The following is a 20,655-nucleotide window of genomic DNA, read 5'->3' as shown; positions in this document are numbered from 1 at the left end:
GATTACTTGGCGACGACGGCCTTGTCCGGGTTCGGCGGGAAGGCCGGATCGGTCTTCTTGCCGCGCAGCAGGTCGAGCGCGTAGTTCAGCTGAACGTCATCCTTCGGGTCCGGCGGCACATAGGCAACGGAGCCCGAACCCTCGTCGGTTTCGCTCTGGCCCTTGATGTGGCCGCGCAGGCTGGATTCGCCTTCGGTCACCATCTTGCCCTGCAGTTCCTCCGGCAGCGGCTCCTCGACCTTGATGTCAGGGGTGATGCCGGTGCCCTGGATCGAGCGGCCCGACGGCGTGTAATAGAGCGCCGTGGTCAGGCGCAGCGCGCCGTTTTCGCCGAGCGGGATAATCGTCTGGACCGAACCCTTGCCGAAGGAGCGCGTACCGAGAACGGTGGCACGGCGCAGATCCTGAAGGGCGCCGGCGACGATTTCCGATGCAGACGCCGAACCGCCATTGATCAGCACGATGACCGGCTTGCCGTCCGTCAGATCGCCTGGCCCGGCATTGAAGCGGCGGGTTTCATCGGGATTGCGGCCGCGGGTCGAAACGACCTCGCCACGCTGCAGCAGGGCGTCGGAGACGTTGATCGCCTGGTCGAGCAGGCCGCCCGGGTTGAGGCGCAGGTCAAGGACATAACCCTTCAGCTTGTCGGCCGGAACGGTGTCCTTGATCTTCTTGATCGCCTTCTCCATGTCGGGATAGGTCTTTTCGGTGAAGGAGATGATGCGGAGATAACCGACATCGTCCTCGACGCGCGACTTGACGGCCTGGACGGCGACGACGTCACGGACGATCGTCAGTTCGATCGGCTTGTCGGCGCCCTTGCGGATCAGCGTCAGCTTGATCGGGGTGTTGACGGCGCCGCGCATCTTCTCGACGGCGTCTTCCAGCTTCAGGCCGCGAACGGACTGCCCGTCGATCTCGGAAATGTAGTCGCCGGCGAGAACACCGGCCTTGGCGGCGGGCGTGTCATCGATCGGGGTGATGACCTTGACGAGCTCGTCTTCCATCGTGACTTCGATGCCGAGGCCGCCGAATTCACCCTTGGTCTGGGTGCGCATGTCTTCGGCGTCCTTCGCATTCATGTAGCTCGAATGGGGGTCGAGCGAGGACAGCATGCCGTTGATGGCGTTTTCGATCAGCTTGTCTTCGGCCGGCGGCGTAACGTATTGCGCGCGCACCCGTTCGAAGACGTCGCCGAATACCGACAGTTCCTTGTATGTGGAGGATCCGGCTGCTTCTGCCGGCACACCTGCCGAATAAATGACGCTCATCGCGGTCGCACCCATCAATGCGCCGACCAGAACAAGAGAAGCCCTACGAATCATTGCGTGCCTTTCCAGTGTCCTTGGCGGTCCACCACGGTCGGGAATCGACCGGTTTACCGTCTTTTCGAAATTCAATGTAAAGCGTTGGCCGGTCCGTTTCCAGCGCCAATGCAGTTGCGCTTGCCACTCTTTTCGCTCCCATCACGGCGAGCGGCTCGCCGGAGAAAACGAATTTTCCCTGACGGGTATTGATCGTATCCATTCCCGAGAGAACCAGGTGGTAACCGTCGCCCGCGTCGAGAATGACCATCTGACCGTAACTGCGGAAAGCGCCGGCAAAAACCACCAGCCCGTCGGCCGGGGCCGTCACCACTGTTTCGGGGTTGGTGGCGACCGTCATTCCCATGGCTTCATGCCCGGTGCCATCGGCATCGCCGAACTGGCGCAGGATATCGCCTGCCACGGGCAGTTCCAATTTCGCCCTCAATTCTGCGAAGGGATATGCGGGCGCAATGCGGTTTTTATCGGGCACGCCGCTCTCGGCCAGCGCCTTCGCCTGAGCCCGCTGCTCGTCCGTCAAGAGCTTGCGGTTCTCCTCGGCTTGGCGAGCGGCGGTGGCCGCTTCGCGTACCGAGGCGATCTCGGATTCCATTGAGGCGACGAGGCCTTCGAGGCTGGTCGCCTTGCCCGCGAGTTCCTCGGACCGCTTCTTCTCGGCCTCCAGATCAGCGGCGTTGCTGCGGCTGAGCTTGTCGTTTTCGGCAAGCAGCAGGTCCATGCGCCGCTCTTCCTCAATGCCATCAGTCATCGTCGCTGTCAGCTGCGTCTTCTCGGCGGCGCTTGCCGTCTGCAGCGCGGCCAGGCTTCCGAGATCGGCGGCGAGCTTGTCGGTTTCCTTGCGAATGCCGGGCACGACGGCGCCGAGCAGGATGGCGCTGCGCACGGAAGCAAGCGCGTCGTCGGGGGTGACGAGCAACGCCGGCGGCGGATTACGGCCCATGCGCTGGAGTGCTGCCAGCACCTCGGCCAGCAGTCCGCGGCGTTCATGCAGGGAACGGCGGATGCCATCCTCCTTGGCGCCGAGGTCGGCAAGCTTCTTTTCGCTCTCGAGGATCTGTTTTTCCAGCCCCTTGCGGCGGGCGGCGGAATCGATCAGCGCCTGGCGAATGCTCTGCGTACTCTTTTCCAGATTGGCGATACTCTGCTGGAGTTCGCTCACCTTATCGGAGGACAGGCTGATTGATTTCGACAGGGTTTCGAGTTCGGCGCGGGTCTGATCGCGTTTGGCGGCAAGTTCGGCGGCCGGATCGGGCGACGGCGCCTCGGCGGGCGGCGGGCTTGAATCTTGCGGCGCTTCCGGGGCGGCATCCTGGGCCCGGACCGAAAACGGGCTTGTCGAGACGAGGATGACCGCAACACCGAAACCGGCCGCAAGTGCCGGCAGAATCATGCGGTGTCGCCTGGTTGGAGTCGTCGTCATGCGTGTCCGGGCACTCTCTCAAATCGCGCGGAGACTAAGCTGATTTGGCACGCTTTGCCAGAAAGTTTGCAGGAGAAAGCCTGCCTGCGCAAAACACGGCTGCGTGACAATGCGGCGCGCAGCCAAAGCCATGGACCGAGCCTGAACCGTCAGACGCGGTGATAGGGGTGGCCGGACAAGATGGTGACGGCGCGGTAGAGCTGCTCGGCGATCAGCGTGCGCACGAGTTGGTGCGGCCAGGTCATTTTGCCGAGGCACAGTGTGGCGTCGGCCCGATCGTAAAGGGCGGGATCGAGGCCGTCGGCTCCGCCGATCGCAATCGTCAGCTCGCGTTTTCCCTGGTCACGATAGGTGCCGAGCAGGTTTGCGAAGGCTTGGCTGTCGAGCGCCTTGCCGCGTTCATCGAGAAGAATGAGAACACTGCCCTCGGCCAGCGATTTCAGCAGCATCGCCGCCTCTTCGCGCTTGCGGGTCTCCGCATTGGAGGCGCGGCTTTCGCCAACTTCGGTAATACGGGTGAATTCGAGGCCGACCGCAGAGCCGGCCTTGGCAAAACGATCGAGGTAACGGGCCACGAGATCCTTTTCGGGGCCGGACTTCAGCCGTCCCACCGCAAAAAGACCAATTCGCATTTCCCCGCTCCTGCTCGTGACGGCATTTCAGGCACACGATACACCGCCGCCGGCTTCGCATGTTTCCCGGCCAGTCAAATGCCGCATCTCAGGCGCCGGGCGATGCCGGCCTGCCTGTCAGTGCCGTGTTTCCTCATCCATATCCGGAGCCGCCCACATCTTTTCGATGTTGTAGAACTCGCGGATTTCGGGACGGAACACATGCACGATGATGTCACCGGTGTCGATCAGGATCCAGTCGCCGCCTTCCTGACCTTCGACGCGGGCCGTACCGAAGCCTTCGTCCTTGAGATCGGTGAGCAGGTGATCCGAAATCGCCAGGACATGCCTGTTCGAGCGACCGGAGACGACGATCATGTAGTCTCCAAGCGCCGATTTTCCGGCAATGTCGATGGTGACGATATCTTCAGCTTTGGAGTCCTCAAGGCTGGTGAGGACGGCTTCTAAGGCGCGGGCAGCGGCATCGGCGCCACGTTCCGCACTCTTCGGGACAACGGCGAGCGTTTTTCCCTTGGCGTGTACTGTTGTCAGTTTTTTCCCTTTCCTGGAATGACAAACCATGCACAACACGAGATCCGATCACGACCGGATCATGGTTAAGATAGGCATCAATCCATTAATGTTTCAAGACGTGCTAAGGTACAGAGCCGCCGAAAATCCGATCTGGCGTCCGAATTGAAGAATATTGCCGCTCGGGCTGCTTGTGCGGTCGGTGTACAGTTTCCGTGCCGCGGCGTAAAGTGCCGCAAATTCCTCGATTTTTCGATTCAATGACCGACCCCGCCGCAAAAACACCTGTTCCCGTCCTGCGAATCAGCTTCCCGAATGAGCATCGTCTCGGTCACGGCAAGATGGAGCTGCTGGAGCATATCCGCGCGACCGGATCGATCTCGGCGGCCGGGCGGGCGATGGACATGTCCTATCGCCGAGCATGGCTGCTTGTCAGCGAGATGAACCGGATGTTCTCAGAACAGGTGGTGGAGCCGCAACGCGGCGGGCAGAAGGGCGGCGGCGCGGCATTGACACCGTTCGGCGAAGAATTGCTCGCGCGTTTTCGCCGGATGGAAAAGACGGTGCGGGAGAGCCTTGCCAAGGATCTCGCCTGGCTCGAAGCCAAGCGCAACCTGCCGCCTGGCGAGCACGGTTGATCAGCCTTCCAGGGCAACCGTCTTGATGATGGCGAAGACGGTCTTGCCAGGCCGGAGATCGAGGCGCTCGCAGGACAGTGCGGTGATACGCGAAAGAATGGCATTGCCGCCGCAATCGATCCGGATTTCGACCGTTCCGTCCTCGCCAGACGATATCGCCTCGATCCTGCCTTCGAGAATGTTCAGCGCGCTGAGGCCCTCGGGCCTGGCGGTCGCCAGCATGACGTCGCGCGACGGAATGCGGATGCGCACCGGTCTGCCGGGCGGAAGCACTCCGCTCGGAATATGCAGTTGGGAGGATTTCAGAGCGACGGTCGACAGGCGGTGACGCGCATCGAAGCTTTCGACGGTGCCTTCGAGCAGCGCGCCGGCCTCTTTCCGGTCGGCGGCCGCTGAGGGACGGCTCAATATGTCGACGGCCGGGCCGGTCGTTTCCACCTTGCCGTCGCTGAGGACGACGACCTGATTTGCGAGTCGTGCCACCTCGGCGATCGCATGGCTGACATAGACGATCGGAATTTCGGTTTCATCACGCAACCGCTCGAGATATGGCAGGATCTCGGCCTTGCGTGCCTCGTCGAGGGCGGCGAGCGGCTCGTCCATCAAGAGCAGGCGGGGTGAGGAGAGAAGGGCACGCCCGATCGCGACGCGCTGTTTTTCGCCGCCGGAAAGTTTTGCCGGGCTGCGTTCCAACAGCGGCTCGATGCCGAGCAGGTCGATAATATGATCGAAGCTCTCACGGCGTGCCGCCTTTGGGGCAAACCAGCGGCCGTAGGAAAGATTGGCTCGGACGCTCAAATGCGGAAACAGCCGTGCCTCCTGGAAGACATAACCGAAACGGCGGCGGTGTTTCGGGACGAAGATGCCAGCTGTCGTTTCGGTGAGGCGCTCGCCGTCAAGCACGACGCGACCTTCATCCGGCCGGGCGAGACCGGCGATGATGCGGATCAGTGAGGTCTTGCCGGAGCCGGAGCGGCCGAACAATACGGTTACACCGCCTTCGGAGGTAAAGGCGGCGTCGAGCGCGAACGCGCCGAGCCTTTGTTTTGCCTCGACAATCAGCGTCATTCCGGATCAATCCTTCGGCCGGCGAGACGAGCAAGGAACTCCGAGGCAAGCAGAGCGGCCATGGAAATGGCGACAGCGACCAGCGTCAGTCGCAGCGCGCCGGCATCACCGCCCGGCAATTGGGTGAAGGTGTAGATTGCTGCCGGCAGCGTCTGGGTCTCGCCCGGGATGTTGGAGACGAAGGTGATCGTCGCGCCGAACTCGCCCATCGCCTTGGCGAAGGAGAGGATCATGCCGACGATGATGCCCGGGAGCGTCAACGGCAGGGTGATCGTCAGGAAAACCCAGGCAGGGCCGGCGCCGAGCGTTCCGGCCGCCTCTTCCAGCTTGCGGTCGACCGCTTCGATCGACAGGCGAATGCTGCGAACCATCAGCGGAAAGGCCATGACGGCACAGGCAAGTGCGGCGCCCGTCCAGCGGAAGGAGAAGATGATGCCGAAATAATGGTCGAGCAGGCTGCCGATCGGGCCGCGGCGACCGAAGAGGATGAGAAGAAGAAAACCGGTGACGACGGGCGGCAGGATCAGCGGCAGGTGAACGATGCCGTTCAGCAACGACTTGCCCCAGAAGCGGCCGCGGGCCAAGAGCAAGGCAACGAGAATGCCGAAGGGCAGGCTCGCCAGCATTGCGACGATCGAGACGCGCAGGCTGAGCAGGATTGCCGTCCATTCCTCGTCGCTCAAGCCGAATATGTTCAACTGCGGTCGTCTCCCTGGAAAATCAGACATCATTCGACGCCTGCCCTTCATCTGCCTGCCGGCACCTTCTCCCGCTCGCTGGGCGAAGGGGAATGCCGCAACCTCTCCGTTCCTCGCCAGCCTCTCGCATGGCACGTCCCCTCGCCCCGTTTACGGGGAGAGGGTTAGGGTGAGGGGCAGCCGCGGCTTGGTGGCTAACCTGCTGTACATCAACCGATTGCAGATGCTCGGGACAAGCCCGAGCATGACGAAACATTAGTTGGCCGACTATTTCAGAATAGTGAAACCCTGCGCCGTGAGGAAAGCGGCTGCCTTGTCCGACTTCAGGAAGTCGAGATAGGCCGCTGCATCCGGGTTCTTGCTCTCGGCAAGAATTGCGACCGGATAGATGATCGGCGGGTGGGAGTCGGCCGGGAAGGTGCCGACGATCGCGACACCCTTATCGGCGGCCGCGTCGGTCTGGTAGACGATGCCGTAAGGCGCTTCGCCGCGGGAGACGAGGGCGAGGGCGGCGCGCACGCTTTCGGCGCCGGCGACCTTGGATTCGACCGATGCCCAGACACCGAGTTTTTCCAGCGCGGCCATGCCGTATTTGCCTGCTGGGACCGATTTCGGCTCACCCATGGCAAGCCTGCCGTCACCGAGCACAGCGGCGAGATCGAAACCCTGTTTGATCTCGACCGGCTTTGCCTTGTCCTTTTCGGCCACGAGCACGAGCCGGTTTCCGAGCAGGTCCGAACGGCTGTCGGCTTTGATCAGCTTCCTCTCCGCGAGATAATCCATCCAATCGCGATCCGCCGAAATGAAGATATCGGCCGGGGCGGCGTTTTCGATCTGCTTGGCAAGTGCCCCGCTCGCCGCATAGGAGGCGACGGCTTCTTTGCCGCTCTCACTGGTCCAGGCGGCATTGGCGGCGTCGAGCGCGTTCTTCAAACTCGCCGCGGCAAAGACGGTCAGTTTTTCAGCGGCTGCGGCCGGCGCCGGCAGTGCTGCCGCGCCTAACCAAAGAGCCGCGATCGCGGCGGTTGCCAGTTTCGTCCATTGGCGGCGGTTCCGCATGCTTTCACTCCCCAGGATTCGAAATATTTCGACGAATATAACGATGCTCACTGTCTGGCTAGGGATATATTCAGAAAAACATAACCGTATCGACTGCCAATCGGCCTTACCTATTCAGGAGGTGCATGGCTTTCTGAGAACAAGACGTCCGCAGGCTGCAATCAACCGCGAATGGCGATCGGTCAGACAGAGTAACCGCAGGGCAAAGCGGCTGTACTGCAGGGCTTGCCGATTAAAGCGGCAGCTTTCGTTACCCGCAGTGTTGCATCGGTCGCATTGCTGCATTGCACAAAATGATATTCACCTACCGGCTGAATATGGTACAACGGACCCATCGAAACGGCTTTCTCCTCCTCCCATAGCCGTTCGACAGGATCGGCAACACTCCTCCTCCCAAGTTGTCGGTCGAGTTTATAAGCCCGACGGATCTCCTCCCCCGTCGGGCTTTCTCGTTTCCGGGATTTTTCTGAAATTCAGCTACCGACCGGGACCGGCAAAGCGCCGTTGCGGATTGCCGTCGAGCTCAGGCCGGAGCGTGGCCCGTGGATGAAGGTCCAGGCTGGCGCCCGCTTCTTCCAGAGAACACGTGCGTCGTCTTCGTCGATGCGGGCGAAATCGAAGGTCCGCGTCATTTTCGAAGAGAGGTAGGAGAGCGTCGCCCCCGGCCGGTCGATCACCGCGATCGGGAAGGTGCGGGCGATCTCCTGCCATTTCTGCCATTTGTGAAATGTCTGCAGGCTATCGGCGCCCATGATCCAGATGAAATGCACATGGGGATTGCGAGCCTTGACGCGGGCCAGCGTATTGGCGGTGTAGCTGACGCCGAGCGCCTGCTCGAAAGCCGTGACCTTGATGCGCGGATCGGCGGCGACACGCTCGCTTTCGGCAATGCGCTCGGCAAGCGGCGCAAGAAGATTGCGGCTTTTCAGCGGGTTGCCGGGGGTCACCATCCACCAGAGCTGGTCGAGACCGAGCCGCTTGATGGCGATTTCGGCGACAAGTGCATGGCCCTCATGCGGCGGATTGAACGACCCGCCGAACAGGCCGACGACAATGCCGCGCTCGCTGTGCGGCATGCGGAGATAACGTCGGTCCAGCTTATCCGTCGTCACGTCAGGGTCGGGTCTGGCCGGCACCGCGCACCCGGTATTTGAAGGAGGTCAGTTGTTCGACGCCGACGGGGCCACGGGCATGCATCTTGCCGGTGGCGATGCCGATTTCCGCGCCCATGCCGAACTCGCCGCCGTCGGCGAACTGGGTCGAGGCATTGTGCAGCAGGATCGCCGAATCGACTTCGGTGAAGAAACGCTCGACCACGCCGGGGTCTTCGGCGATGACGGCCTCGGTATGGTTCGAGGAATATTTCTGGATATGGGCGATCGCCCCCGATATGCCGTCGACCACAGCGACTGAGATGATCGCGTCGAGATATTCGGTCGACCAGTCCTCCTCCGTCGCGGGCTTGAGGCCGGGCGCAACCTTCAGCACCGCCGCCGAAGCGCGGATCTCGCAGCCGACGTCAGTCAGCACCTCAAGCAGTGGCGTCAGATGCGTGCCGACCGCTGCAGCATCAACGAGCAGCGTCTCGGCCGCCCCGCAGATGCCGGTACGGCGCATCTTGGCGTTGACGACGATCTTCTTCGCCATCTCGAGATCGGCCGAGCCATCGACATAGATGTGGCACAGGCCTTCGAGATGCGCGAACACCGGCACCCGGGCCTCGTTCTGGACACGGGCCACCAGGCTCTTGCCGCCACGCGGCACGATGACGTCGATTGCCCCATCCAGGCCGCGCAGCATGGCGCCGACGGCGGCGCGGTCGGTGACCGGAACGAGCTGGATCGCATGCTCCGGAAGTCCCGCCGCCTTCAGGCCCTCGACCATGCAGGCGTGTATAGCCTGCGATGAACGGCGCGAATCCGAGCCGCAGCGCAGGATGACCGCATTGCCCGCCTTCAGGCAGAGCGCCCCGGCATCGGCGGTAACGTTCGGCCGGCTTTCGAAGATCACGCCAATGACGCCGAGCGGCGTGCGGACACGTTCGATCTTCAGGCCGTTCGGTCTGTCCCAGGCCGCGATGACTTCTCCGACCGGATCGGCAAGGGCGGCGATCGCACGGATTCCCTCGGCCATCTCGGCAATGCGCTTGTCGTTCAGCGTCAGCCGGTCGACGAAGGAGGCAAGCGTTTCGCTGCCTTCGATGTCCTTCAGGTCCTTGGCGTTTCCGGCCAGGATATGCGCCTTGTTCGCCAGGATCGCGTCGGCCATGGCGTTCAGGGCCTTGTTCTTCGCCTCGGCGGAGGCAAAGCCCAACGGTCGCGCGGCAGCCTTCGCCTTGCGGCCGATGTCATTCATCAGCACGTCAATGTCAGGGCCCGGCGCAACGGTATCAAGCATAGCTCGCGTCCTTCTTCTGCCTTTCCGATCTCGACCGGATCTGCGCGGTCATCACCATATCGTCGCGATGGACCATGGCAGCCCGTCCGGCATAACCGAGGATGGCTTCGATCTCCGCCGATTTGCGGCCGGCAATGCGGCGGGCGTCCTCGGCATCGTAGCTTGCCAGGCCGCGGGCGATCTCGCGGCCTGAAGGGCCGATGATCGCCACGGTGTCGCCGCGGCTGAAGAGGCCGGAAACGCTGCGCACGCCGGCGGGAAGCAGGCTCTTGCCGGCGCCGAGCGCCGTGACGGCGCCCTCATCGACATGCAGTTCGCCTGCCGGCTGCAATTGTCCGGCGATCCAGGTCTTGCGGGCGGTGACGGGCGTTCCGGAGGGGGCGAACCAGGAGGAGCGCGCGCCGTTTTCGATCGCCGACAGCGGGCTGTCGGTCTTGCCCGAGGCGATGATCATGGCGCAGCCCGAGGTGGTGGCGATCTTGCCGGCATCGATCTTGGTGCGCATGCCGCCGCGCGATAGCTCGGAGGCGGCGCCGCCGGCCATCGCCTCGATCTCCGGGGTGATTTCGGCAATCGTCTCCAGGAAACTCGCATTCGGATCGAGATGCGGCGGGGCGGTGTAGAGGCCGTCAATATCGGAGAGTAGGATGAGCAGGTCGGCGCCGGTCATCGTCGCCACGCGGGCGGCCAGCCGGTCGTTGTCTCCATAGCGGATTTCGCTGGTCGCGACCGTGTCGTTTTCGTTGATGATCGGCACGGCGCCGATCTTCAGCAACTGATTGATGGTGGCGCGCGCATTGAGATAGCGGCGGCGTTCCTCGGTATCGCCGAGCGTCAGCAGGATCTGGCCGGCAACGATCTCGTCGCGCGACAGGCTCTCCGACCAGGCGCGCGCCAGTGCGATCTGACCGACGGCGGCGGCGGCCTGGCTTTCTTCCAGCTTCAGCGCGCCCGAGGGCAGGTCGAGCACCGAGCGGCCGAGCGCGATGGCCCCTGATGACACGACGAGCACGTCGATACCCTTGGCCTTCAGGCCAGATATATCGGCGCACATGGCATCCAGCCACGCCTTCTTCAGCCCGGCCTTGCGATCGACCAGCAGGGCAGAACCGATTTTGATGACGATGCGGCGGTAGCGGCCGAGCGGCTTACGGCTGGTCATCGACCCCATCCTCGTCCTTGCCCTCTTCTCCGACGACCATGTCGCGATGCCGGAGTTTCGGCGCCTTGGCCGGTTTCTCCTCGGTATTATTCTCGACGATGATGTCGCGCAGTGCACGCAGAACCTCGGTCATGCCCCTGCCTGTCACAGCCGAGATCTGGAAGGGGGTCTTGCCGCAGGCCTTGGCCAATTCCTTCGTCTTCTTCTTCAGTTCGGCCTCATCGAGCACGTCGATCTGCGACAGCGCCACGATCTCGGCCTTGTCGGCCAGATCGTTGCCATAGGCTTCGAGTTCATGTTTGACCGTCTTGTAGGCCTTGCCGACCTTTTCTTCCTGGGCGGAGACGAGGTGGAGCAGCACGCGGGTGCGCTCGACGTGGCCGAGAAAACGGTCGCCGATGCCGACACCTTCATGGGCGCCTTCGATCAGGCCCGGAATATCGGCAAGAATGAACTCCCGCTCGTCGACCGTGGCAACGCCGAGATTCGGATGCAGGGTAGTGAAGGGATAGTTGGCGATCTTCGGCCGGGCGCGGGTAACCGATGCCAGGAAGGTCGACTTGCCGGCATTGGGCAGGCCGACAAGGCCGGCATCGGCGATCAGCTTCAGCCGCAGCCAGAGGGTTTTTTCCTCGCCGGGCAGGCCGGGATTGGCCCAGTCGGGCGCCTGATTGACCGAGGTTTTGAAATGGGCATTGCCGAAGCCGCCATTGCCGCCATGGGCGAGACAGTAGCGCTGGCCTTCCTCGGTCAGGTCGCAGATCAGCGTTTCCCGGTCTTCCTCGAAGATCTGGGTTCCCACGGGAACCTTGAGCGTCACGTCGCTGCCGTTGGCGCCGGTGCGGTTGCGGCCCATGCCATGGGTGCCGATGGTCGCCTTGAAATGCTGCTGATAGCGGAAATCGATCAGCGTGTTGAGGCCGTTGACGGCCTCGACCCAGACGTCGCCGCCGCGTCCGCCGTCACCGCCATCGGGGCCGCCGAACTCGATGAATTTCTCGCGCCGGAAGGAAACGCTGCCCGCGCCACCATCCCCGGATCGGATATAGACCTTTGCTTCGTCGAGAAATTTCATTTTACTTCCAATATTCCGTGGCAGGTGGACGGCCCGTCTTGGCCCATTCGATATAGGCGGTTCCGACGGAGGTCAAAGATTATCGTGAATTTTGTGAGCTATAACATACAGTACGGCTTCGGTCTCGACGGCCGATACGATCTCAAGCGCATTGCCCGGAGCCTCGAAGGCGCCGATGTCATCGCGCTGCAGGAGGTGACCCGCGGCTTCTGGCGCAACGGTTTTGCCGACATGGTGGCTGATATCGCAGCCTTCTTTCCCGACCATTTCTGGGCGTATGGGCCGGCCTGCGACGTCCATATCGACGGGGGCGAAGGCGGTCTGCAGCCGGTACGAGGCACGCGTTTTCAGTTCGGCAATATGGTGCTGTCGCGCTGGCCGATCCTGTCGACGCGGACTCTGCTTCTGCCGCGCAGCCGAACCATCGCCAAGATCAACCTGCAGCGCGGCGCAACCGAGGCGCTGATCGCCATCCCGGGCGGCGCGATCCGCGTCTACTCCGTCCATCTCGACCATGTCTCGGCCGACGAGCGCATTCGCCAGCTGCAATTCTTGAACGTGCACATCAACGCATTCGTCCAGGAGGGCGGATCGCTGACGGGGGGTGGCGAGCTTGATCTGCCGGAGCTGCCGCTGCCCGAGGACTATATGATCATGGGCGATTTCAACATGGAGCCGGAATCGCCGGAATATTGTGCGCTTGCCGGCGCCGGCGGCGGATATTACGGCCGTGTCGCCAGGATCGGCACGCCGGTCGATGCCTTTGCGGCGCTCAAGGCTTACGGGCCTGAGAGCTACAGCTGGATGGATCCCGAAGATCACGGCAAACGCATGCATCTCGATTATTGCTTCGTCAGTTGCGGCCTGGGCGGCCGGTTGAAATCCGCGCGGATCGATACGCAATCCCTCGGCTCCGATCATTTTCCTGTGTGGGTCGAGATCGGCGATTGACGAAGACGCCGCCGAGCCGGCGGCGCCTCCTTTTTCGACTTCTGAGAGCATGATGTTGTCCGAAAACCGCTCACACTTTTCGGCATAATGCCGGGTTACGCAACCTTGCGCGGCTGCAGCGCGCCCGGCTGCAGCACGGTTTCGATGTGCGACACCATGGTGTTGCGGGCGAAACAATAGATTTCGCCGCAACCCGTCATGCGGAACCCGAGCTTCTCCTGCAGCCGCAGCGAAGCGGGGTTGTCGGCGAAGACACCGGAATGGACAGGCGTCTCCGGCATGCGGCGCGAGAAGCGCTCGATGATCGCCGCCACCGCCTCGCTCATATAGCCGCGCCGCCAGTAGTAGCGGTTCAGCCAGTAGCCGAGATGCCAGCGGCCGTGGCGCAGCTCGATCGAGACGGTGCCGATATGGACATCGTCCTTGCCTGTTATCGCGAGCGACCAGTCCGGCAGGGTGCCTGACGTGACCGGCATCAGCCAGTCCAGCGCATCCTGCCGGTCGAACGGCGCGGGCACGCGGGAAAGCATGCGCGTCACCGCGAAATCGGAGAGCGATTCCGCGATGGCGGGCGCATCGCTCAGCCGGTGGGGGCGGAGCGTCAGCCGAGTGGTCGGGATGACCGGCGCGGGGCCGGGCATCATCGACCTGGTGTCCGGCCTTTGCAGTGCCGACGTGCTCATGCGATGTTCCCCCAGCTTCGGAGTGACATCCAGGTCTTGCGGTCGAGCCTGTACCATTCCACAGGCACGTTGCTGCCGAGCGCCAGCGAGGCAGCAAGCCCCGAACCCTGGAACTGGAAACCGCACTTCTGGATGACACGCCGCGAGGCGACGTTCATCACCCGGCAGCGGGCGTCGATCTGGTCGACGTCCTGACGGGTTCTGAACACCATGTCGACGAGGGCGTGGCAGGCCTCGGTGGTGTAGCCCTGGTTCCAATAGGGCTCACCCAGCCAGTAACCGATCTCGACGGTCTTGCCGTCGGTATGCGGTTCGACGCCGCAGCATCCCATGAATGCGCCGTTTTCGGCTTTGGTGATCGCATAGACGCACTTGCCGATCTCGCCATTTCGCGAACGCCAAACAAAGTCGGCGGCATCATTGGCGGTATAGGGGTGCGGCATACGCGATACCATGGTGGCGACTTTGGCGTTATTGGCGAGATGGGCAAGGGCGTCGATGTCTTCTTCGTGGGGCGCGCGCATGACGAGCCTTTCCGATAACAAGACAGGGCAATCGGTCCTTAACCGCTCCGGCCTCAGCCGTTCCTTGGAAGACCGCTGGTCTTCCGGGGAAGACCGTGATTGGTCTACCCTTATCAATTCGCCTTGCATGTTCAGTCCTCCTGTTTGGACAAAGAAAAAGGGGAGATGGCGCCCCATCTCCCCTGTTTTCTGGACTGAACCTGGTACGGCCAGCCGGGTCGATGAGACGCCGGCTGTTTTTGAGCGCTACCGGCTTATTCCGCTGCTTCCGCTTTCGGCATGACAGACACGTAGACGCGACCGTTGGCCTTCGTTCGGTAGTCCACATTGCCGGCGGTAAGTGCAAAGATCGTGTGATCCTTGCCGAGGCCGACGTTGGAACCGGGATGCCACTGCGTACCGCGCTGACGCACGATGATGTTGCCTGCGATGACGGCTTCGCCGCCGAACTTCTTCACGCCAAGGCGCTTGGATTCGGAATCGCGACCGTTGCGCGAGGAACCGCCAGCTTTTTTATGTGCCATTGGAGTTCTCCTTTAAACCTGAAACCCGTTGATCTTACTTGGCAGCCACGATGTCCGTGATACGGACGACCGTGTGATGCTGACGATGGCCGCGCGAACGCTTCGAATTCTGACGACGGCGCTTCTTGAAGGCGATGACCTTCTTGCCGCGGGTCTGGTCGACGACTTCCGCCTTGACGGAGGCGCCGGCTACGAAGGGCGCACCGATCGCCGCGTCTGCGCCTTCGCCGATCACGAGGACTTCGGTGAATTCAATGGAGTCGCCAGCGGATGCTTCAAGCTTCTCGATGGTCAGCACGTCGTTGGCTGCCACACGGTACTGCTTACCGCCGGTCTTGATGACTGCGAACATTTTTTATCCTTTCATGTTCGTTCCGGCGCTCCCCGCAAATAGCAGGTGGCCGTCTTTTTATCAGTCGAAGTTAAGCAGGGATTTCAGGGAACTGGCCCGGAACTCTGGTCTGCCGGTGAAGCCCCGCGCGAGCGCGAGGCGGGCAAGGGGCGGACTACTCCACTCCTATTGCGGATGCGGGATACGCGAGTGACAGAAAGGTGTCAAGGCAAAAGGATGGAAAAGCTTGAGATTTCGGCTTGCCAACCTGTCATATGCCCGTTATGAGAACGCCCGCGCCGAACAAGCGCCGACCAGACCGCGGAGAGGTGGCAGAGTGGTCGAATGCACCGCACTCGAAATGCGGCATACCTGCAAGGGTATCGTGGGTTCAAATCCCACCCTCTCCGCCACTCATTTTCTGTCCATGTCGGCTTCGCAGGTCTGATTTTTCAGGCGAAATCGGCGCGACTCTCCCCGATCCCATTTGTCGGTCAAGGCCGGCGGTAGTTCGCCGCCAGCAGTGTCGCCAATTCGGCGCGGCAGTCGCGGAGCGGGCCGACATCCTGGCTTGCCTTTGCCATCGTCATGGCGCCGGAATAGGCGGCAATGACAAGCGTTGCGATTGTCCGCGGATGGAGCCCGATGGCGCGCTTTTCCTCCAGATCTGCCGCAAACTTGGCGAAGAGCGCTTTGTGCCAGTCTCCGAACACGGCGCTGACAAGTGCGCGCATCTCTGCGTCGTGTTGGGAAACTTCCATTGCCATATTATTCAGCGGGCAACCGGAGACCCGGTCCTTTTGTGTCAGTTCACCGATGATGGCTTCAAAAATCAGGTCTATGGCCGTTGGCGCATCGGCGCATGTGCGCAGCGGTTCGATCCATGTCTGCCGAACGGCGGCAGCGACGCGATCGCGGATGACTGCAAGCCCGAGGTCACGCTTTGCAGGAAAATGATGCGCCAGTGCGCCGCCGGACACGGAGGCCCGCTCGCGCAGTTCCAGCATGCCGGTTGCGAGATAACCCTGCGTGACAAAGGCGTCATAGGCGGCATCGATGATCCTGCGGCGCACGCCCTCGGGATCATTGTTTCTTTTGGTTTCGATCATGGCGTCTCAATTCAGTCGGCGTGCATTCTAGCAGCTTGACAAAACAGGTCAATTGTCCTGTTATAAAACAGGATGATCGACCTGTCAGGAAAACCATGGACCCTCACCTCATATTCGAGCTTCGCCGCTATCGGCTCCTTCCCGAGCGCAGAGAGAGGTTGATTCGCCTGTTTGATCGCGAGTTCGTTGAGCCCCAGGAGGCGTTGGGCATCCGCGTCGACGGGGAGTTTCGCGATCTCGGCGATCCCGATTGCTTTGTGTGGGTGCGCTCCTTCAAGAACATGGAGGCCAGAACGGATGCGCTCGCATCCTTTTATTCGGGCCCCGTCTGGAAGGAGCATGGACCGGCCGCGAACGCGACGATGCTGAATTCGGACAATGTCCTGCTGCTGAAGCCGGCGGCCGGTGTGCTTCCATTTGCGCATAACCTGCCGAGGCAGAAAGAGGCGGAGCGCGCGGAAGCACAAGGGCTGATCGCCGTGAACATCTGCTCGCTCGCACCCGGAACGGGAGAAGATTTCTCGGAATTTTTCCGCGCCAGGGCGATGCCGGCCATGCTGGCGGCCGGTGCGCGGATCGAGGCGGTGTTCATGACCGAGCGAAGCAGGAACGGTTTCCCGCGCCTGCCGGTTCGCGAGGGGGAAACGGTGTTCGTCTGGTTTGAAGCGCACGCGGATCAAAGCGGTGCAGCCGCCTACCAGCAGCGGCTGCGGCAGAATCCGATCTGGACGGCGGAGATTTATCCATGGATGGACAGCCGGTGCTGGCGGAGTATCGATGTCGCACTGTTGACGCCGACGTCGCGGTCGCTTTGCGCCTGGTGAGCGATCTTGCCCGCACGCCGACGCAGTTCCTTCCAAGGGCAGTCATCGAACACTTATCTCATGATCGACCCGGGTCGATTTTGTCATGTAGTGCGGTTGATCCGTTTATTTTGCGAACTATCATCAGCACCGGATAACGGCGGCACACCTGCAGAAACCGCCTGTGTCTTCACCTTGATCTCATCGCCACCCATACCGTCCTGATCGCCCCCACTTTCAACCGAGGTTTCCCATGCGCATTGCCGTCGGTGGCATCCATATCGAATGCAGCACATACAATCCCGTTCTGAATGAGGAAAAGGACTTTCGGGTGTTGCGCGGAGAGGGTCTCCTGGAATCGCCCTATTTCGCCTTTCTGAAGGATTATGATGCCGAGTTCCTGTCGACGGTCCATGCGCGCGCCATTGCCGGTGGGCCGGTTTCGCGCGCCACCTATGAAGGCTTCAAGCGCGAATTTCTCGAGCGGCTGAAGCCGCTGCTGCCGCTTGACGGTCTCTATCTTGCCATGCACGGCGCCATGTATGTCGAAGGCATGGAGGATGCCGAAGGCGACTGGATCAGTGCTGCCCGCGCACTGGTCGGCGAGGAATGCACCGTCTCGGCAAGCTACGACCTGCACGGCAACGTCACCCAGCGCATCATCGACGCGCTCGACATTTACTCCACCTATCGCACGGCGCCGCATATCGATGTCGAGGAGACGATGCGCCGCTCGGTCTCCATGCTGGTCAAGAGCTTGAAAACCGGCGTCAGGCCGTTCGTCCTCTGGGCGCCGATCCCGGTTGTCCTGCCCGGCGAGCGCACCAGCACGGTCGATGAGCCGGCGAAGAGCCTCTATGCAAGGCTGCCTGAGATTGACGTCATGACAGGCGTCTGGGACGCATCGCTGATGGTCGGTTATGTCTGGGCCGACGAACCGCGCGCCACGGCCGCCGCTATCATGACCGGCACCGACCGTGCCGTGCTCGAGCGTGAGGCAAGGAGGCTCGCCAGGGCCTATTGGGATGCCCGCGAAGACTTCGTCTTCGGCTGCGAGACCGGTTCCGTCGAGGAATGCGTCGCGAAAGCGATCGCCAGCCCGACCGCGCCTGTCGTGCTCGCCGAATCCGGCGACAACCCGACCGGCGGTGGCGTCGGCGACCGGGCCGATGTCCTGGCCGAGTTGATCGCCAAGGGTGCTGACGGCGTCGTCTTTGCCGGCATCGCCGACAAGGCGGCGACCGAGGCCTGTTATGCCGCAGGTGTCGGTGCGCAGCTTGTCTTGAGCGTCGGCGCCTCGCTCGATTCCAAGGGCAGCAGGCCGGTCAATGCCCGATTCACCGTCAAATTCCTGCATGAGACCCGCGACCCCGCCGATCGGCAGGCAGTCGTTTCGATCGGCGGCATCGATCTCGTGCTCTCGGCCAAACGGCGGCCCTACCACAATATCGCCGATTTCACCCGGCTCGGCCTCGACCCGCATGGCGCCAGGATCATCGTCGTCAAATCGGGCTATCTCTCGCCGGAACTTGCGCCGATCGCCAACCCGAACCTGATGGCGCTGTCGGAGGGCGTGGTCGATCAGTTCGTCGAGCGCCTGCCGCGGCTGCGCAAGCAGCATCCGACCTACCCCTTCGACAAGGAATTTGCCTTCGAGCCGAAAGTCTTCCGTTCCGCACGCGCGCGCTAGCCCGATCCTAGGCATGGTCCCCAGAAAGGACAGCTGACATGACCGCATTCACGACCCGTCCCGAAATCCTCGGCACCTTCGGCGTCGTCACCTCGACGCACTGGATCGGCTCCGCTGTCGGCATGAGCATTCTCGAAAAGGGCGGCAATGCATTCGACGCCGCAATAGCGACGGGTTTCGTGCTGCAGGTCGTCGAGCCGCATCTGTGCGGGCCGGGCGGCGATCTGCCGGCGGTGATCTATTCGAAGAAAAAGGACAAGGTCGAAGTCATCTGTGCGCAAGGCCCCGCACCGGCCGGCGCCACGATCGAGCACTATACTGCGGAGGGCCTGACGCTGATCCCCGGCGACGGCCTGCTCGCAACGGTCATTCCCGGCGCCTTCGACGGTTGGATGCTGATGCTGCGCGATTACGGCACGATGAGCGTGCGCGACGTGCTGGAACCGGCGATCTACTACGCGAAGCATGGCCATCCCCTGCTGCCGCGCGTCTCGGCCACCATTAAGGGGCTGGCGACTTTCTTCGAGAAGGAATGGCCGACCTCTTACCAAACCTGGCTGCCTGGTGGCCGCGTGCCCGAGGCGCATGCGAACTTCCGCAATCCGATGCTTGCTGCGACCTGGAAGCGCGTCATTGCCGAGGCCGAGGCGAAAAGCGGGCGGGAGGCGCAGGTGGAAGCGGCGCGCAACGCCTTTTATCGCGGCTTCATCGCCGAGAAGATCGATGAGTATATTAAGACCGCCGAGGTGATGGATGCGAGCGGAAGCCGCCACAAGGGCGTGCTGACGGCAGACGATATGGCGAACTGGTCGGCGACGGTCGAGGCGCCGCTGACCTATGATTATCACGGCTGGACGATTGCCAAGACAGGTCCGTGGGGTCAGGGGCCTGTCTTCCTGCAGACCCTGTCGATCCTGAAGGGCTTCGACCTCGCCGCAATGAGACCGGATGGCGCCGATTTCGTTCATACCGTCGTCGAGGCGATGAAACTCGCCTTTGCCGACCGCGAGGTTTATTACGGCGACCCGAATTTTTCCGAGATCCCTGTCGCGCATCTGCTGTCGGAGAGCTACGCTGCCGAACGCCGCAAACTCGTCGGTGCGGATGCCTCCTTGGATCTTCGCCCCGGCATCTTTCCGGGTTTCGAAGCGCAGCATGACCTGACGATGAAGATGCTCGGCGCCGATTCGCAGACCGGCGCCGTCTACGAGCCGACCATGGCGCATCTGTCCGAAAAGCGCGGCGACACCGTGCATATCGACGTGATCGACCGTGACGGCAACATGGTCTCCGTCACGCCGTCCGGCGGCTGGCTGCAGTCTTCGCCAACCGTGCCCGGCGTCGGCTTCTGCCTCAATTCCCGCGCGCAGATGTTCTGGCTGAAGCCAGGCTTGCCGACATCGCTTGCTCCGGGAAAACGGCCGCGTACGACGCTGACGCCTTCCCTCGGCCTCTATGAAGGCCGCCCGACCCTTGCCTTCGGCACGCCGGGCGGCGACCAGCAGGAGCAATGGCAGCTTTCCTTCTTCCTGCGGCATATCCATCACCAGCTGAACCTGCAGGCGGTGATCGATCAGCCGCTCTTTCATACCGCTCATTTTCCGAGCTCCTTCTATCCGCGCAGCCGCGAACCCGGCAGCCTGATAGCGGAAGAGAGTTTCGGTCCGGATGTGCTCGCCGCGCTCGCCCGAAAGGGCCACAAGCTGACGATCACCGATCCTTGGACGATCGGCCGGCTGACGGCCGCACGACGCGATGCCGACGGGCTGATGCGCGCCGCAGCCACCCCGCGCCTGATGCAGGCCTATGCGGTCGGACGATAGCGGCTGCTTCCCGCAGCGCCCGCTGGCAACAAGTGTCGCCTGGGATAGACTGTGCCGGTGCGGTGCGCGGCGATGCTTTTGCTGCACCGCTTATATGACTTATGCTAGATATTATTTCACCGATAATTGTTAACGACCGATCACCTCCGTTTGTGCTCTCTTATCCCTACGAATCAAAAAGGTTTGATTTGCCCGGAGATGACGACCATGTTCAAGCATGGGGCGATGCAACA

The 20,655-nt window shown here is 62.2% G+C and carries 21 protein-coding genes and 1 tRNA gene; 6 read left to right on the top strand and 16 right to left on the bottom strand.

The annotated features are described in order from the left end of the window. Nucleotides 1–2: 2 nt before the first annotated feature. From HJB91_RS12135 to rsfS, 4 genes are all read right to left on the bottom strand, one after another. Nucleotides 3–1,325 (bottom strand): S41 family peptidase, encoded by a 1,323-nt coding sequence (locus tag HJB91_RS12135; RefSeq protein ID WP_003543943.1) that lies wholly within the window; start codon nucleotides 1,323–1,325, stop codon nucleotides 3–5. Further along, nucleotides 1,315–2,715 carry a murein hydrolase activator EnvC gene (locus HJB91_RS12130; protein ID WP_221154829.1) on the bottom strand — a complete coding sequence of 467 codons (1,401 nt, stop codon included), beginning with the start codon at nucleotides 2,713–2,715 and terminating at the stop codon, nucleotides 1,315–1,317. Before HJB91_RS12130 ends, HJB91_RS12135 begins: the two co-directional genes overlap by 11 nt. Before the next feature lie 179 nt (nucleotides 2,716–2,894). Next, nucleotides 2,895–3,377 (bottom strand): 23S rRNA (pseudouridine(1915)-N(3))-methyltransferase RlmH, encoded by a 483-nt coding sequence (gene rlmH / locus HJB91_RS12125; RefSeq protein WP_221146260.1) that lies wholly within the window; start codon nucleotides 3,375–3,377, stop codon nucleotides 2,895–2,897. Between the two features lie 117 nt (nucleotides 3,378–3,494). Beyond that, on the bottom strand, nucleotides 3,495–3,938 hold the full coding sequence (rsfS, locus tag HJB91_RS12120) for a ribosome silencing factor (protein ID WP_064696433.1): 444 nt from the start codon (nucleotides 3,936–3,938) through the stop codon (nucleotides 3,495–3,497). A 209-nt stretch (nucleotides 3,939–4,147) separates the two neighbouring features. On the opposite strand from rsfS, the gene HJB91_RS12115 reads away from it, so the two are divergent. Beyond that, the gene (locus HJB91_RS12115) at nucleotides 4,148–4,525 is read left to right on the top strand and encodes a winged helix-turn-helix domain-containing protein (protein WP_210632749.1); all 378 of its coding nucleotides are present in this window, start codon (nucleotides 4,148–4,150) and stop codon (nucleotides 4,523–4,525) included. Here the strand turns inward: HJB91_RS12115 and modC are convergent, their stop codons facing one another. From modC to obgE, 7 genes are all read right to left on the bottom strand, one after another. Next, on the bottom strand, nucleotides 4,526–5,593 hold the full coding sequence (gene modC, locus HJB91_RS12110; RefSeq protein ID WP_221122896.1) for a molybdenum ABC transporter ATP-binding protein: 1,068 nt from the start codon (nucleotides 5,591–5,593) through the stop codon (nucleotides 4,526–4,528). Continuing rightward, nucleotides 5,590–6,291 (bottom strand): molybdate ABC transporter permease subunit, encoded by a 702-nt coding sequence (gene modB, locus HJB91_RS12105; protein WP_221122897.1) that lies wholly within the window; start codon nucleotides 6,289–6,291, stop codon nucleotides 5,590–5,592. Before modB ends, modC begins: the two co-directional genes overlap by 4 nt. Nucleotides 6,292–6,558: 267 nt before the next feature. Continuing rightward, on the bottom strand, nucleotides 6,559–7,350 hold the full coding sequence (gene modA, locus HJB91_RS12100) for a molybdate ABC transporter substrate-binding protein (protein ID WP_221154828.1): 792 nt from the start codon (nucleotides 7,348–7,350) through the stop codon (nucleotides 6,559–6,561). Nucleotides 7,351–7,823: 473 nt separating this feature from the next. Further along, nucleotides 7,824–8,426, bottom strand: coding sequence for a nicotinate-nucleotide adenylyltransferase (locus tag HJB91_RS12095; protein ID WP_259669886.1), 603 nt, complete (start codon nucleotides 8,424–8,426; stop codon nucleotides 7,824–7,826). 37 nt (nucleotides 8,427–8,463) lie between these two features. Beyond that, the gene (locus HJB91_RS12090; RefSeq protein WP_210632744.1) at nucleotides 8,464–9,747 is read right to left on the bottom strand and encodes a glutamate-5-semialdehyde dehydrogenase; all 1,284 of its coding nucleotides are present in this window, start codon (nucleotides 9,745–9,747) and stop codon (nucleotides 8,464–8,466) included. Further along, nucleotides 9,740–10,909, bottom strand: coding sequence for a glutamate 5-kinase (gene proB, locus HJB91_RS12085; protein WP_210632743.1), 1,170 nt, complete (start codon nucleotides 10,907–10,909; stop codon nucleotides 9,740–9,742). The genes HJB91_RS12090 and proB overlap by 8 nt, the downstream gene beginning before the upstream one ends. Beyond that, complete coding sequence (gene obgE, locus HJB91_RS12080) at nucleotides 10,896–11,984, bottom strand: GTPase ObgE (RefSeq protein WP_221122901.1); 1,089 nt, start codon at nucleotides 11,982–11,984, stop codon at nucleotides 10,896–10,898. The genes proB and obgE overlap by 14 nt, the downstream gene beginning before the upstream one ends. An 84-nt stretch (nucleotides 11,985–12,068) precedes the next feature. On the opposite strand from obgE, the gene HJB91_RS12075 reads away from it, so the two are divergent. Beyond that, a complete protein-coding gene (locus tag HJB91_RS12075; RefSeq protein WP_210632741.1) occupies nucleotides 12,069–12,935 on the top strand; it encodes an endonuclease/exonuclease/phosphatase family protein in 867 nt (288 codons plus the stop codon). Nucleotides 12,936–13,030: 95 nt separating this feature from the next. Here the strand turns inward: HJB91_RS12075 and HJB91_RS12070 are convergent, their stop codons facing one another. The 4 genes from HJB91_RS12070 to rplU all read right to left on the bottom strand — a co-directional run bounded on the left by HJB91_RS12070 (nucleotide 13,031) and on the right by rplU (nucleotide 15,018). Further along, nucleotides 13,031–13,618, bottom strand: coding sequence for a GNAT family N-acetyltransferase (locus tag HJB91_RS12070; RefSeq protein ID WP_210632740.1), 588 nt, complete (start codon nucleotides 13,616–13,618; stop codon nucleotides 13,031–13,033). After that, nucleotides 13,615–14,271, bottom strand: a complete 657-nt coding sequence (locus HJB91_RS12065; protein WP_210632739.1) for a GNAT family N-acetyltransferase — start codon at nucleotides 14,269–14,271, stop codon at nucleotides 13,615–13,617. Before HJB91_RS12065 ends, HJB91_RS12070 begins: the two co-directional genes overlap by 4 nt. Nucleotides 14,272–14,396: 125 nt before the next feature. Further along, nucleotides 14,397–14,666: a 50S ribosomal protein L27 gene (rpmA, locus tag HJB91_RS12060; RefSeq protein ID WP_004676172.1), complete on the bottom strand. Its 270-nt coding sequence runs from the start codon at nucleotides 14,664–14,666 to the stop codon at nucleotides 14,397–14,399. A gap of 34 nt (nucleotides 14,667–14,700) precedes the next feature. Further along, nucleotides 14,701–15,018 (bottom strand): 50S ribosomal protein L21, encoded by a 318-nt coding sequence (gene rplU, locus HJB91_RS12055; protein WP_007824851.1) that lies wholly within the window; start codon nucleotides 15,016–15,018, stop codon nucleotides 14,701–14,703. Between the two features lie 302 nt (nucleotides 15,019–15,320). Between rplU and HJB91_RS12050 the strand changes: the two genes are divergently transcribed. After that, nucleotides 15,321–15,410 (top strand) — tRNA-Ser (locus HJB91_RS12050). Nucleotides 15,411–15,491: 81 nt separating this feature from the next. Here HJB91_RS12050 and HJB91_RS12045 read toward each other — a convergent pair. After that, nucleotides 15,492–16,106, bottom strand: coding sequence for a TetR/AcrR family transcriptional regulator (locus HJB91_RS12045; RefSeq protein WP_210632738.1), 615 nt, complete (start codon nucleotides 16,104–16,106; stop codon nucleotides 15,492–15,494). A 95-nt stretch (nucleotides 16,107–16,201) separates the two neighbouring features. Here HJB91_RS12045 and HJB91_RS12040 point away from each other — a divergent pair, with 95 nt between their 5' ends. The 3 genes from HJB91_RS12040 to HJB91_RS12030 all read left to right on the top strand — a co-directional run bounded on the left by HJB91_RS12040 (nucleotide 16,202) and on the right by HJB91_RS12030 (nucleotide 20,422). Further along, the gene (locus HJB91_RS12040) at nucleotides 16,202–16,930 is read left to right on the top strand and encodes an NIPSNAP family protein (protein ID WP_210632737.1); all 729 of its coding nucleotides are present in this window, start codon (nucleotides 16,202–16,204) and stop codon (nucleotides 16,928–16,930) included. A gap of 232 nt (nucleotides 16,931–17,162) precedes the next feature. Further along, nucleotides 17,163–18,599: a M81 family metallopeptidase gene (locus tag HJB91_RS12035; protein ID WP_221154826.1), complete on the top strand. Its 1,437-nt coding sequence runs from the start codon at nucleotides 17,163–17,165 to the stop codon at nucleotides 18,597–18,599. A gap of 38 nt (nucleotides 18,600–18,637) precedes the next feature. Continuing rightward, nucleotides 18,638–20,422 (top strand): gamma-glutamyltransferase family protein, encoded by a 1,785-nt coding sequence (locus tag HJB91_RS12030; protein ID WP_221154825.1) that lies wholly within the window; start codon nucleotides 18,638–18,640, stop codon nucleotides 20,420–20,422. The last annotated feature ends 233 nt before the right edge of the window (nucleotides 20,423–20,655 follow it).

This window comes from Rhizobium sp. NLR10b (assembly GCF_019685435.1).
Taxonomy (GTDB): domain Bacteria; phylum Pseudomonadota; class Alphaproteobacteria; order Rhizobiales; family Rhizobiaceae; genus Rhizobium.
Note: the sequence above shows the minus strand (reverse complement) of the source record. Positions and strands in the feature narration are given on the sequence as shown.